Below are 12455 nucleotides of genomic sequence, written 5' to 3'. Positions count from 1 at the left end.
TGGCCCCTTCGTGTGTGACTGACGCGGTCGATCCCCGGATGGTGCGAGCTTAAGCGCGCAGCAGGTCGTTGATGCTGGTCTTGGAACGCGTTTGTGCATCCACGCGTTTCACGATCACGGCGCAGTACAGGCTGTACTTGCCGTCGGCGCTGGGCAGGTTGCCGCTCACGACCACCGAGCCGGCCGGGATGCGGCCGTAGGTGACCTCGCCGGTGGCGCGGTCGTAGATCTTGGTGCTCTGGCCGATGTACACGCCCATCGAGATCACCGAGTTCTCTTCGACGATCACGCCTTCGACGACCTCGGAGCGCGCGCCGATGAAGCAGTTGTCTTCGATGATGGTCGGGTTGGCCTGCAGCGGCTCGAGCACGCCGCCGATGCCCACGCCGCCGGACAGGTGAACGCCCTTGCCGATCTGCGCACACGATCCGACGGTGGCCCAGGTGTCGACCATGGTGCCTTCATCGACGTAGGCGCCGATGTTCACGTAGCTGGGCATCAGGATCACGTTCTTGGCGAGGTACGACCCGCGCCGCGCCACGGCCGGCGGCACCACGCGCACGCCGGTGGCGCGGATCGCGGCCTCGTCGGCGCCCGAGAACTTGGTCGGTACCTTGTCGAAGAAGCTCAGGTCGCCCGACTGCATCAACTGGTTGTCGTTGAGGCGGAAGGACAGCAGCACCGCCTTCTTGACCCACTGGTTCACCGTCCACTGGCCCACGCCCTGGCGCTCGGCCACGCGGATGCGGCCGGCGTCGAGTTCGCCGATCACGTGCTCGACGGCGTCACGCACTTCCTTGTTGGCGGCGGTCAGGTTGGCGCGGTCTTCCCACGCGGCTTCGATGAGGGTTTGCAGTTGCTGGGTCATGACTTCAGAGGGGTAGGAGGGGCAGGGCGCTCAAGCGGCGTGGCTGCGGGTGAATGCCACGAGGCGTTGCGCCGCTTCGAGGCATTCGTCAACGCCGGCCACCAGGGCCAGCCGGATGCGGCCTGCGCCGGGGTTGATGCCGTGCGCCTCGCGCGCCAGCAGGCTGCCCGGCAGAACCGCGACATTGTATTGAGCGAGCAGTTCGCGGGCGAAACGGACGTCGTCGCCGCCGCAGACCTGAGAAGGAATGCCCACCCAGAGGTAAAAGCTGGCGTCGGGTAGCTTCACGTCCAGCACCTCGGCCAGCATGGGCGTGACCTGCGCGAACTTCTGGCGGTACAGGTTGCGGTTGTCGATGACGTGCTGCTCGTCGTTCCATGCGGCCACGCTCGCAGCCTGGATGGTGGGGCTCATCGCGCTGCCGTGGTAGGTGCGGTACAGCAAGAACTGCTTCAGCACGGCCGCGTCGCCCGCCACGAAGCCTGAGCGCATGCCGGGCACGTTCGAGCGCTTCGACAGGCTGGTGAAGGCGATCAGGTTCTTGAAGTCGGCGCGGCCGAGCTTCACGGCGGCTTCGAGCGCGCCCAGCGGCGGCTCGTCGCGGAAGAAGATTTCCGAGTAGCACTCGTCGGACGCGATCACGAAGCCGTGCCGGTCGCTCAGGGCGAAGAGCTTCTGCCATTCGTCGAGCGGCATCACCGCGCCGGTCGGGTTGCCGGGCGAGCAGACGAAGAGCAGCTGCGTCTTCGCCCACACCGCGTCGGGCACCTGCGACCAGTCGACGGCGAAATTGCGCGCCGGGTCGCTGTTGGCATAGAAGGGCTGCGCGCCCGCCAGGAGGGCCGCGCCTTCGTAGATTTGATAGAACGGGTTCGGACAGACGACGGTGGCGCCAGGTTGCGTCGGGTCGATCACCGTTTGCGCCAGCGCGAACAGCGCCTCGCGCGAGCCGTTGACCGGCAACACCTGGGTCGCGGCATTGAGCTTCACCCCGTAGCGGCGTTCGACCCAGCCGGCGCAGGCCTCGCGCAAGGCGGGCTCGCCGGCCGTGGCGGGGTAGGCGGCCAGGCCTTTGAGGTTGTTCGTGAGCGCTTCGGTGATGAGCGCCGGCGTCGCGTGCTTCGGCTCGCCGATGCCCAGGCTGATGGGCTTGTGCGCGGGGCTGGGGGTGACGTCCTGGGTGAGGGCGCGCAGCCGTTCAAAGGGGTAGGGGTGGAGCTTGGCCAGCAGCGGATTCATCCGCCGGATTATCGGGGAGGCCGTTTGCCGAAGGCCTCGCCGCCGGTCCGCAGTGCCGGCGCTTGCCAGCCCGGCGGCCACACCGGCTGGCCCTGCTCACCCAGCGGGCTCGCGAGGCCCAGCTTGCGCGCCAGCGTGGCTGCGTCGTAGGGCGCGTGCACTTTCACGTCGTTGTCGAAGTAAGCATAGATGTCGCGCTTGGCACGCCGAGGCGCTGGCTGGGTGGCGGCGAGCCGGGCGTCGTCCACCTGGCCGCCCGCGCTCCAGGTGCGGATGCGCGCCGCCCAGCGGTCGAGTGCGGCGTCGCTGTAGCCGCTGGCGTACAGCTCCTTGTCACCGTGCAGGCGCAGGTAGACGAAATCGGCAGTCAGGTCTTCGAGCAAGGGCCATTTGCCGGCCGTGTCGGCCACGACCAGCGCGATGCGGTACTTGCGCAGCAGCGCGATGAAGGCCGGGTCGTCGAAGCTCGGGTGGCGAGTTTCCACCGCGTGGCGCAGCGCCCGCTTGCCGTGCGGGTCGAGGCTGCAGCGGTCTTGCACACGGTCATCGTGTCGCGCGGCGATCTGGGCGGCGGCCTCGGTGTCGTGGGGCAGTTGCGCGAAGAAGGCTTCGAAGCGGTCCGCCTTGAAAGGCAGCATCGGCGGAAACTGCCACAGGATGGGGCCCAGCTTGCGCTTCAGTTCGAACAGGCCGTTGGCGAAGAAGTTGGCCAACGGGGTCTCGACCTCCTTGAGTCGCCGCATGTGGGTGATGTACTTCGGCCCCTTCACCGAGAAGACGAAGTCATCGGGCGTGGCGTCATGCCACTCCGCGTAAGAGGTTGGACTTTGCAGGGAGTAGAACGAACCGTTGATCTCGATCGTCCGCAGCATGCGCGAGGCGTATTCGAGCTCGCGGCGCTGGGGCAGCTTGTCGGGGTAGAACACGCCGCGCCACGGGGCGTAGCGCCATCCGGAGATGCCGATGCGGAGGTCGGGGCGGGCCATGCCCGCCTCCGGCAATCCAGATGCCCGACGCTGCGATCAGTCGCAGCGGCGGCGGGCCTCGGCGGTCAGGCAATCCGCGTAATCCGGCTCCGTCTTGAGCTTGTGCAGCACGCGGGCGGCGATGGCGGTGTCGGGAAAGTCGGCGAACACCCCGTCGATGCCCAGGCCGTAGAAATGAACGTACTCGTTCACCGGGTTGCCGGCGTAGTTCGACGGCAGGCGCTTCTGCTCGTTGCGGAAGGTGTACGCATGCACCACGAGCCCGGCGCGGTGCGCGCGCTGGATCAGATCCGTCGGCGGGGCGAGCTTGAGCTTCGCTTCACCCGGGCCGGTGCCGGCCGGGTCGGCGACGGTGCTGACGATGTAGCGCTTCCAGGGGCCGATGCCGTCGGCGTACGAAGCCACTTCCTTCAGGCCGGCGTCGGTCGTCAGGTAGGCGAAGGTGCGGGCCAGCAGTTCGGGCTTGCCCGAGACCGTCCAGTCGTAGGGGCGGTCATAGGGCGCGGTGAAGTCGAGTGAGCCGTCGGGGTTCACGTCGTTGGCGTCGATCAGTTGCACGAGCTTCACGCGCGTCATCTGGCGCAGCGCCTTCAGGTTGGCTTGCTCGAACGACTGGATGTAGACCGGTGCCTCGCGGTAGTTCCAGCCGTAGCGGGTCAGCAGGTGGAGCAGGCGTTGCTCGAGCGCGAGGCCGAGCTTCTGGTGGTAGGTCGGGTGCTTGGTCTCGGGGTACACGCCCACGGTGCGGCCCACTTCGCGGCCCTTGCGCTGCGCGAGTTCGATCACCTCGGCGAAGGTCGGGATCTCGAACTGCCCGTTGAACTGCTGCGGGCGGTCGGCCATGGGCTGCACGGCGCGCAGCGTCTTGATTTCGGCGAGCGTGAAGTCGCTGGCGAAGAAGCCTTCTTCCGTGGCGCCATCGACCACCATCGTGCGGCGGCGCGAGGCGAACTCGCCGCGGCTGGCCACGTCGGTGGTGTTCGTGATGTTGGGCTCGTGGCGTGCGATCAGGTGCCCGTCTTTCGTGGCGACGAGGTCGGGCTCGATGAAGTCGGCGCCGAGTTCGATGGCCAGCGCATAGCTCTCCAGCGTGTGCTCGGGCAGGTGGCCGCTGGCCCCGCGGTGGCCGATGACGAGCGGCCGGTCGAAGCGATCGCCATGGCCGTGGTGGCGGCCGGGCTCGGCCTGGGCGGGCCCGGCGATGAAGCTGAAGGCGCAGGCCACGGCGGCCAGGCGGGTGATGAGTCGTTTCATGGGGTCTCCTCGTTCGAGACCCGTGACGCTAGAAAGCCCGCGTGACGCGGTCGTGACCCCTCGCTGGCATTCAGATGAACCCGCGGCAGCCCGGCGCCCCGCAGGTGCAAGGGCGCGCGCCTTCGTGATGCGTCGAGCGGTAGTCCACCGTGATCTCTTCGCCGGGCGCGATGTCGCGCAGCGCGTAGAACTCGACCCGCCCCTGGCGGATCTGGAAGCGCGCGTTCGGCGTGCAGCGGTGGTTGGCGAAGCGCAGCGCGTCAACGCCCTTGCGCAGGTCGATGGCCTCGGTGGGCGACACCTCGACCAGCATCACCCGCTCGTGCCGCGTCGCGCGGATGCGGGCGTCTTCGACGCTGATCGCCTCGCCACGCGCTTCGCCGATCTTGCGGCGGGCCGCGATGGCCTCGCCCGCGAAGGCGCCCATGCCGTCGATGGCACTGGGCGCGGCCGTCACCGCGTACTTCTGGTACGCCGGGCGGCTTTGCGGGCCCTCAGCCAAGCAGGCCGCCCTCGGCGTTGTGCTTCGGCAGATCGACCACCGGCTGCGGCTTCCAGCCCTTCTTGCGGTGTTCGGCGACCACGTTGGTGTAGATGCCGCCGCGCACGTACCACTTGGCGGTGATGCGGGCGAAGCGCGGGTTCGTGGCCTTCACGATGTCGTCGAGGATGGTGTTGGTCACCTTCTCGTGGAAGGCGCCCTCGTTGCGGTAGCTCCACATGTACATCTTCAGGCTCTTGAGCTCGATGCACAGCTCGTCGCAAATCATGTCGATGGTGAAGTGCGCGAAGTCGGGCTGGCCGGTCAGCGGGCAGTGGCAGGTGAACTCAGGGATCTGGAACTGGATGACGTAGTCGCGCTTCGGCGTGGGGTTGTCGAAGACGTGCAGCTCTTTGCTCGGCGCCGTGGGCGGGTTGACGGGCATCGGGCGTTCCTTGCGCGCGGCGGGCGAGGCGGGCGCTGCGGCGCGTTTCGGTGCGGTCTTGGGGGCGGACTTGGCCATGGCGAGGGGGCGTCGGAGCGGGGTTTTGCGAAGGGGCGCGATGCTATCATCCCGCCTCGCCGAAGCTGGCTGCAAGTGCTGGTTTCGTCAATCGAATCAAGCACTTAGGTGCGCCCGAACCTGGCTTCGGGTGGTGCCTTGAAGGTCGCTCCCCCATGCGTCTGAACTCCATCAAGCTCTCGGGCTTCAAGTCCTTTGCCGAGCCCACGCATTTCCAGTTGCCGGGCCAGTTGGTCGGCGTGGTGGGGCCCAATGGCTGCGGCAAGTCGAACATCATGGACGCCGTGCGCTGGGTGCTCGGCGAGTCGAAGGCCAGCGAACTGCGCGGCGAGTCGATGCAAGACGTGATCTTCGCGGGCTCGGGCAACCGCAAGGGCGCCAGCCGCGCCAGCGTCGAGCTGGTGTTCAGCAACGAAGACGCGCGCGCCGGCGGCCAGTGGAACCAGTTCACCGAGATCGCCGTGAAGCGCGTGCTGACGCGCGACGGCACCAGCAGCTACTTCATCAACAACCAGCCGGTGCGCCGCCGCGACGTGCAAGACGTCTTCCTCGGCACCGGCCTCGGCCCGCGCGCCTACGCGATCATCGGCCAGGGCACCATCAGCCGGATCATCGAGAGCAAGCCCGAAGAGCTGCGCCTCTTTCTCGAAGAAGCGGCCGGCGTGTCCAAGTACAAAGAGCGCCGCCGCGAAACCGAAAACCGGCTGAAAGACACGCGCGAGAACCTGACCCGCGTCGAAGACATCCTGCGTGAGCTGAACAACAACCTCGAAAAGCTCGAAAAGCAGGCCGAGGTCGCCACGCAGTACCGGGGCTTGCAAGAGTCGGGCACGCTGAAGCTGCACCAGCTGTGGTTCTTGAAGCACCGCGACGCGGCCAGCGAACAAGAGCGCGTGAAGAAAGAAGTGCTCGAAGCCGTGAACGCGCTCGAAGCGCGCACCGCCGAGCTGCGCCACGGCGAAGCCGAGTTGGAGACGATTCGCCAGGCGCACTACGCCGCAAGCGACGAGCTGCACACCGCGCAGGGCTCGCTGGCCGAAGCGGCGCTCGAAGTCAGCCGCCTCGAAGAACGCATCCGCTACGTGGTCGAAGGCCGCCAGCGCGCCGAGCAGCGGCTGATCGAGCTGCGCGCGCAGAGCGAGCAGTGGGCCGAGCGCCAGGCCTCGGCGCAAGACGAGCTGGAGCAGATCGCCGAACAGATCGCCGCGGCCGAAGAGCAGAGCGAGATCCTCGCCGCGCAGGCCGAAGAGCAGGCCGCGAACCTGCCGACCGCCGAAGACGCCGTGCGTGCCGCGCAGAACCGCGCCAACGAGCAGCGCACCTCGGTCAACGCGGTGCAGCAGCAAATCCAAGTGCTGGCCGCCGAAAGCCGCAGCATCGACGAGCAGCGCAAGCAGTTCAACGGCCGCCGCGAGCGGCTCGATGCCGAGCGCCGCCAACTGGCGGCCCCCGACATGGCCCGGCTCGACGAGCTGAAAGCGCAATACGCCGTGGCCGAAGAGGCCCAGGCCGTGGCCGACGAGCGCCTGCACGAGCTGAACGAGCACGTGCCCGCGCTCGACGAAGACCGCCGCACCAAGCAAGAGCAGGTCAATGCCGAAAACGGCAAGCAGGCCGACCTGAGCGCTCGCCTCGACGCGCTGCGCGCCCTGCAAGAAAAGGTGCAGACCGAAGGCAAGCTCAAGCCCTGGCTCGCCAAGCACGGGCTCGACGGCCTGCAAGGCCTGTGGACCAAGATCCACATCGAATCGGGTTGGGAAACAGCGCTCGAATCGGCGCTGCGCGAGCGCATCAACGCGCTCGAAGTGGGCCGCATCGAGACCGTGCGTGCCTTCGCCACCGACGCGCCGCCCGCGAAGCTGGCCTTCTACACACCGCCGCACGCGGCCATCGCCAACACGCACCAGACGCTGCCGCGCTTGAGCGACTTGCTCAGGCTCGGCGATGCGGGCCTGAAGGCGCTGCTGAACGACTGGCTCGAAGGCGTCTACACCGCCGCCAACATCGACGAAGCCCTGGCCGCGCGCGACAAGCTCACGCACGGTGAAGTCATCATGACCCGCGAGGGGCACGCGATCAGCCAGTTCGCGGTGACGTTCTATGCGCCAGATTCGGAGCAGGCCGGCATGCTGGCCCGCGCGCAAGAGATCGAGAACCTCGAACGCCAGTTGAAGGCGCAGGCGCTGATCGCCGAAGAGGCGCGCAGCAGCCTCGTGCGCGCCGAAGCGGCCTACACCGACGCCTCGCAGCGCCTCGTGACCGCCCGCCGCGAAGCCGGCGAGACCCAGACGCGTGCGCACCAGCTGCAGGTCGAACTGCTGCGCCTGTCGCAACAGGCCCAAGCGTCCAGCGCCCGGCGCGAACAGCTTGACAGCGAGCTGGGTGAGATCGACGCGCAGCTCGAAGAACTGAACGAGCGCCGCGCCACCGGCGAAGCGCGCTTCGAAGAGCTGGACATGCAGCTCGCCACCACGCAAGAGCGCCACGCCGAACTCGAGGAAGGCGTGATCGCCGCCGAGCGCAAGCTGGCCGATGCGCGCGAGCAGCTGCGCTCGCTCGAACGCCAGGCCCAAGAGGCGCAGTTCTCGTCGCGCGCCCTGGCCGCACGGCGCGGTGAACTGCAACGCAGCATCGAGACCTCGGTGCAGCAGGTGGCGACCAACGAGCAGGCGATGGAAGCGCTGCAACGCGAGTTGGCCCAGTTCAACGACGCGTCGGCGCAAGCCGGGCTCGAAGAGGCGCTGGCGCTCAAGCTCGACCGCGAAGCGGCGCTGGGCGCCAAGCGCAGCGAGTACGACGACCTGACGCTGCGCCTGCGCCGCGCCGACGAGCAGCGCATCGCCCACGAACAAAGCCTGCAACCGCTGCGCGACCGCATCACCAAGCTGCAGCTCGAAGAGCAGGCCGCGCAACTGGGCGGCGCGCAGTTCATGGAGCAACTGACCGCCGCCGAGGTCGACCTCGTAGCGCTGGCGCAAAACATTGCCGACAACAACGTCAAGCTCTACGGCCTGCAGGGCGAGATCGACCGCATCAACCGCGACATCAACGCGCTCGGTGCGGTCAACCTCGCGGCGCTCGACGAGCTGACCGCCTCGCGCGAACGCAAGACCTTCCTCGACGCGCAGAACGCCGACCTGAACGAAGCCATCCAGACGCTCGAGGGCGCGATCCACAAGATCGACCTCGAGACACGCGACCTGCTGGGCAACACCTTCCGCCAGGTCAACGAGCATTTCGGCCGCATGTTCCCGAGCCTCTTCGGCGGCGGGCAGGCCAAGCTCGTGATGACCGGCGACGAAATCCTTGACGCGGGCGTGCAGGTGATGGCGCAACCGCCGGGCAAGAAGAACAGCACCATCCACCTGCTGTCGGGCGGCGAAAAAGCGCTGACCGCCATCGCGCTGGTGTTCGCGATCTTCCAGCTGAACCCGGCGCCGTTCTGCTTGCTCGACGAAGTGGACGCGCCGCTCGACGACGCCAACACCGAGCGCTACGCCAAGCTCGTGAAGACGATGTCGGCGGGCACGCAGTTCCTCTTCATCAGCCACAACAAGATCGCGATGGAAATGGCCGAGCAACTGATCGGCGTGACCATGCAAGAGCAGGGCGTCTCGCGCATCGTGGCGGTGGACATGGAAGCGGCGGTCGGCCTGGCCGAAGCGGCGTAAAGGCTTTTGATGAACGACCTCACCATTGCCCTGGCCGCGCTCGGCGGCCTCGTGCTCGCGGGCGTTGTCGCCCATGGCGCCTGGCAGGCCCGCAAGGCCGGGCCGCGCCGTCCGGCCATCATGCAGCCGCCTCCGGCGCCGCCCGCCGAGGCGCGCGAACCGGTGTTCGAAGACACCCCGCTGCAGGCCGCCGATGGCGACGACGGCGAGCCGAGGCTCGTGGTGCCGCCGGTGGTGATGCGCCGCCCCACGGTGCAGCAGCTCGATGCGCTGATCGACGCGATCGCCCCGCTGACCGTCGATGCGCCCGTGTCGGGCGAGATGGCGCTCGGCCACCTGCCGCATTCGCGCCGCGCGGGCAGCAAGCCCTTTTTGATCGAGGGCTTGAACGCCGAGACCGGCGAGTGGGAAGCGCCGCAGCCCGGCCAGCGCTACGGCGAGTTCCAGGCCGGGGTGCAACTGGCCAACCGCAACGGCGCGATCAACGAGATCGAGTACAGCGAGTTCGTTCAGAAGGTGCAGGCCTTCGCCGAGGCCATCGGCGCCATGGCGGACTTTCCCGACATGCTCGACGTTGTGTCGCGCGCCCGCGAACTCGACGGCTTCGCCAGCCAGTACGACGCGCAACTCGCCGTGCACCTGCACGCGCGCAGCGCCGCTTGGAGCGTCGGCTACATCCACCAGCACGCGCTGCGCCACGGCTTCGTGCCCGGTGCCCTGCCGGGCCGCCTGGTGCTGCCCTCTCAAGACGAGGGTGCGCCGCCGGTGTTGACGCTCGGCTTCGATTCGCAGGCGGCGCTCGCCGACGACCCGAACCAGGCCGCGCTGCGCGACGTGACGCTGAGCTTCGACGTGCCGCAGACCGACCCGGGCGCCGAGCCCTTCGTGGCCTGGCAGGCCAGCGCCCAGGCGCTGTCGCTGGGCATGGACGCGGCCATCGTCGACGACAACGGCCAGCCGCTCAGCCCCGAAGGCTTCGCGGCCATTGGCAATGCGCTGGGGCAGCTCTACGAAGCGCTGGCGGCGCGCGACCTCGCGGCCGGGTCGATGGCCGCGCGGCGGCTGTTCAGCTGAGCGGTGCGCGCCTGCACGTCGGAGCCTTCCGACGTGCCCGTGCGGCGTTGACGGCCGACGCGAACGGCACGCCGTCCGGTACGCGCGCATGGCCCGCAAAACTACGCTGAAGGCTCCTCACCAACAACAGGAGTCCGGCATGAAATCCATCCTTCTGTGGGCCATCGGCGTCCCCATCCCCGTCATCCTGCTGCTGTGGTTGATCTTCTGACGGCGGGTGCGCACCGGGCGGGTTGATCGGGCCGGCGCCGCGCCTACACTGCGGCGCCATGCCGCCGACCACCGACCTTCCCGAAGCCATCGCCCAGCGTGCCGCCGCGTTGCGCACGCAGTTGCTGCACCACGCCCACCGCTACTACGTGCTCGACGCGCCGGAGATCCCCGACGCCGAGTACGACAAGCTCTTTCAAGAGCTGCAAGCACTCGAAGCCGCGCACCCCGCGCTGCTGACCGCCGACTCGCCCACGCAACGGGTGATCGGCCAGGTGCTCGATGGCTTCGTGCCGGTGCGGCACGCGGTGCCGATGCTGAGCATCCGCACCGAGACCGACACCGAGGCTTCGGGCGCGGTGCACTTCGATGCGCGCGTGCGCCGCGAACTGGCGCTGGCCGAGACCGACCCGCCGGTCGAATACGCCGCCGAGCTGAAGTTCGACGGCCTGGCGATCAACCTGCGCTACGAGCACGGCGTGCTGGTGCAGGCCGCCACACGCGGCGATGGCGAGAAGGGCGAAGACGTCACGCAGAACATCCGCACCATCGGGCAGATTCCGCTGCGGCTGATGGGGGCCGAGCCGCCGGTGCTCGAAGTGCGCGGCGAGGTCTACATGCGCCGCGACGACTTCGACGCGCTCAACGAACGCCAGCGTGAGCTGATCGCGCAGGGCGCCAAGAACGAGAAGACCTTCGTCAACCCGCGCAACGCGGCGGCGGGTGCGGTGCGCCAGCTCGACCCGGCCATCGCGCGCAAGCGGCCGCTGAGCTTCTTCGCCTATGGCCTCGGCGACGTGCAGGGCTGGGACGTGCCCGCTACGCACAGTGGCCTGCTCGACGCGCTGGCGGCGCTGGGCCTGCCGGTGTCGGACGAGCGCGCGGTGCTGCTCGGTGCCGAGGGCCTGGTCGGCTTTCACCGGCTGGTCGGCGAGAAGCGCGATGCGCTGCCCTTCGACATCGACGGCGTGGTCTACAAGGTCAACGACCGCGCCTTGCAACAGAAGCTCGGTTTCGTCTCGCGCGAACCGCGCTGGGCGGTGGCGCACAAGTACCCGGCGCAAGAGCAGATGACGGTGCTGCGCGACATCGACATCCAGGTCGGCCGCACCGGCAAGCTCACGCCGGTGGCCAAGCTGGAGCCGGTGTTCGTCGGCGGCACGACGGTCAGCAACGCCACGCTGCACAACGAAGACGAAGCCCGCCGCAAAGACGTGCGCATCGGCGACACGGTGATCGTGCGCCGCGCGGGCGATGTGATCCCCGAGGTGGTGGGCGTGGTGCTCGACAAGCGCCCGGCCGATGCGGGCGAGCCCTTCGACCTGTACAAGCGCCTGGGCGGCAAGTGCCCGGTGTGCGGCAGCGACATCTTGCGCGAAGAGGGCGAGGCCGACTGGCGCTGCACCGGCGGGCTGTACTGCGCGGCGCAGCGCAAGCACGCCATCCTGCATTTCGCCAACCGCCGCGCGATGGATGTCGAGGGCCTGGGCGACAAGCTGGTCGAGCAACTGGTCGATGCGGGCCTTGTGCCCACGCTGCCCGCGCTGTACCAGCTCGGCGTGCCGCAATTGATGGCGCTCGAGCGCATGGGCGAGAAGAGCGCGCAGAACCTCGTCGAAGGCCTTCAGAAAAGCAAGCAGACGACGCTTGCGCGTTTTCTCTTTTCGCTCGGCATTCGCCACGTGGGCGAGACGACGGCCAAAGACTTGGCCAAGCACTTCGGCCAGCTCGACCGCCTGATGGACGCGAGCGTCGAACAACTGCTCGAAGTGAACGACGTCGGCCCCATCGTCGCGCAGAGCGTGCGCACCTTCTTCGACCAGCCGCACAACCGCGAAGTGGTGAACGGCCTTCGCCAAGAAGGCGTGACCTGGGCTGAGCACGACGGCAGCGCCGACACCTCGCCGCGCCCGCTGCTGGGCAAGACCTTCGTGCTGACCGGCACGCTGCCCACGCTGAGCCGCGACGAGGCCAAGGACCTGATCGAAGCCGCCGGCGGCAAGGTCTCGGGCTCGGTGTCGAAGAAGACGAGCTACGTGGTCGCCGGTGAAGAAGCCGGCAGCAAACTCGACAAGGCCCGCGAGCTGAACCTGGCGATCCTCGACGAAGCGCAGTTGCGCGCGATGCTGCCGTAGGTTGTTGGGATCGC

General features: G+C 68.2%; 10 protein-coding genes. 4 read left to right on the top strand and 6 right to left on the bottom strand.

Annotation, left to right across the window (positions count from 1 at the left end; genetic code table 11):
- Window positions 1-49 precede the first annotated feature (49 nt).
- The 6 genes from dapD to queF form a co-directional block, all read right to left on the bottom strand.
- Window positions 50-868: a 2,3,4,5-tetrahydropyridine-2,6-dicarboxylate N-succinyltransferase gene (gene dapD, locus AC1KAT_RS02145; protein ID WP_480322305.1), complete on the bottom strand. Its 819-nt coding sequence runs from the start codon at window positions 866-868 to the stop codon at window positions 50-52.
- Window positions 869-898: 30 nt separating this feature from the next.
- The gene (gene dapC, locus AC1KAT_RS02140) at window positions 899-2107 is read right to left on the bottom strand and encodes a succinyldiaminopimelate transaminase (RefSeq protein ID WP_480322303.1); all 1209 of its coding nucleotides are present in this window, start codon (window positions 2105-2107) and stop codon (window positions 899-901) included.
- Between the two features lie 8 nt (window positions 2108-2115).
- On the bottom strand, window positions 2116-3093 hold the full coding sequence (locus tag AC1KAT_RS02135; RefSeq protein ID WP_480322301.1) for a DUF72 domain-containing protein: 978 nt from the start codon (window positions 3091-3093) through the stop codon (window positions 2116-2118).
- 36 nt (window positions 3094-3129) lie between these two features.
- Window positions 3130-4347, bottom strand: coding sequence for a glycerophosphodiester phosphodiesterase (locus tag AC1KAT_RS02130; RefSeq protein WP_480322299.1), 1218 nt, complete (start codon window positions 4345-4347; stop codon window positions 3130-3132).
- Window positions 4348-4417: 70 nt separating this feature from the next.
- Window positions 4418-4849: an SET domain-containing protein gene (locus AC1KAT_RS02125; RefSeq protein ID WP_480322298.1), complete on the bottom strand. Its 432-nt coding sequence runs from the start codon at window positions 4847-4849 to the stop codon at window positions 4418-4420.
- The gene (gene queF, locus AC1KAT_RS02120; protein ID WP_480324288.1) at window positions 4842-5273 is read right to left on the bottom strand and encodes a preQ(1) synthase; all 432 of its coding nucleotides are present in this window, start codon (window positions 5271-5273) and stop codon (window positions 4842-4844) included. Before queF ends, AC1KAT_RS02125 begins: the two co-directional genes overlap by 8 nt.
- Window positions 5274-5506: 233 nt before the next feature.
- On the opposite strand from queF, the gene smc reads away from it, so the two are divergent.
- The 4 genes from smc to ligA all read left to right on the top strand — a co-directional run bounded on the left by smc (window position 5507) and on the right by ligA (window position 12441).
- A complete protein-coding gene (gene smc, locus AC1KAT_RS02115) occupies window positions 5507-9022 on the top strand; it encodes a chromosome segregation protein SMC (protein WP_480322296.1) in 3516 nt (1171 codons plus the stop codon).
- A 9-nt stretch (window positions 9023-9031) separates the two neighbouring features.
- Window positions 9032-10096: a cell division protein FtsZ gene (locus AC1KAT_RS02110; protein ID WP_480322294.1), complete on the top strand. Its 1065-nt coding sequence runs from the start codon at window positions 9032-9034 to the stop codon at window positions 10094-10096.
- Between the two features lie 88 nt (window positions 10097-10184).
- Window positions 10185-10307 (top strand): hypothetical protein, encoded by a 123-nt coding sequence (locus AC1KAT_RS02105; protein ID WP_480322292.1) that lies wholly within the window; start codon window positions 10185-10187, stop codon window positions 10305-10307.
- 58 nt (window positions 10308-10365) lie between these two features.
- Complete coding sequence (ligA, locus tag AC1KAT_RS02100; RefSeq protein ID WP_480322290.1) at window positions 10366-12441, top strand: NAD-dependent DNA ligase LigA; 2076 nt, start codon at window positions 10366-10368, stop codon at window positions 12439-12441.
- The last annotated feature ends 14 nt before the right edge of the window (window positions 12442-12455 follow it).

This window comes from Piscinibacter sp. PDB5-1 (genome assembly GCF_056676035.1).
The sequence above is the reverse complement of the archived record's forward strand: the minus strand, read 5'-3'. Positions and strand labels throughout refer to the sequence as shown.